General features: G+C 56.0%; 1 protein-coding gene. It reads left to right on the plus strand.

Annotation, left to right across the window (positions count from 1 at the left end; genetic code table 11):
* On the plus strand, window positions 1–1,421 hold a 1,421-nt coding region (locus O9300_RS00005; RefSeq protein ID WP_287969235.1), incomplete at both ends, for an FG-GAP repeat domain-containing protein.

A 1,421-nucleotide genomic window follows, 5' to 3' on the forward strand; every position in this document is an offset into this window, starting at 1 on the left:
TTTCCGTGACGGTAGGGGACTTCAACGGCGACGGCAAATCCGATTTGGCAACGGCGAACTTGTACAGCAGCAACGTCTCGGTGCTATTAGGAACCGGCACGGGCAGTTTTGGTGCCGCCACTAACTTTACTGTGGGGAGTAGTCCCTATTCCGTGGCAGTAGGGGACTTCAACGGCGACGGCAAATCCGATTTGGCTGTGACGAACCGTGACAACAACAACGTATCGGTGCTATTAGGAACCGGCACGGGCAGTTTTGGCACGCCCACTAACTTTTCCGTGGGGAGTCGTCCCACTTCCGTGACGGTAGGGGACTTCAACGGCGATGGCAAATCCGATTTGGCTACGGCGAACCGGAACGGCAACAACGTATCGGTGCTATTAGGAACTGGCACGGGCAGTTTCGGTACTGCCACTAACTTTACCGTGGGGAGTTATCCCACTTCCGTGACGGTAGGGAACTTCAACGGCGACGGCAAATCCGATTTGGCTGTGGCGAACCGTTTCACCAACAACGTCTCAGTCCTCCTCAATACCACCCCCAAAATCACCATCGCCCCCGGCACCAACCCGGTAGAAGGGGGAACCGTCGGCACCTTTATCATCAGCCTAGACACCCCCGCGCCCACGGGTGGGATAGTGGTCAACTTCAACACCACCGGCACTACCGCCACCATTCTCGCCGACTATTCCCTCACTGCTGGCACAAATATCACCGCAGTAACCGCCAACACCTTCACCATCGCCGCCGGAGCCACCACCGCTACCCTCAACGTGGTCGCCGTATCCGATGCGGTAAGTGACCCCAACGAAACCGTCAAAGTCAACCTGACATCGGGGGGAGACTACATCCTCGGTGCTAACTCTAGCGCCAGCTTTAATCCTGCTACTAACTTTTCCGTGGGGAATCGTCCCACTTCCGTGACGGTAGGGGACTTCAACGGCGACGGCAAATCCGATTTGGCTGTGGCGAACTATAATGGCAGCAACGTCTCAGTGCTATTAGGAACCGGCACGGGCAGTTTTGGACCCGCCACCAACTTTTCCGTGGGGATGGCGAGTTATCCCAATTCCGTGACGGTAGGGGACTTCAACGGTGACGGCAAATCCGATTTGGCTGTGGCGAACGTTAACAGCAGCAACGTCTCAGCGCTATTAGGAACCGGCACGGGCAGTTTTGGTACTGCCACTAACTTTTCCGTGGGTAGTTTTCCCCGTTCCGTGACAGTAGGGGACTTCAACGGCGACGGCAAATCCGATTTGGCTACGGCGAACATTTTCGGCAACAACGTCTCAGTGCTATTAGGAACTGGCACGGGCAGTTTTGGACCCGCCACTAACTTTTCTGTGGGGATTAATCCCCTTTCCGTGACGGTAGGGGACTTCAACGGCGACGGCAAATCCGATTTGGCAACGGCGAAC

This window comes from Microcystis sp. LE19-195.1E (assembly GCF_027532095.1).
GTDB classification, from domain to species: domain Bacteria; phylum Cyanobacteriota; class Cyanobacteriia; order Cyanobacteriales; family Microcystaceae; genus Microcystis; species Microcystis aeruginosa.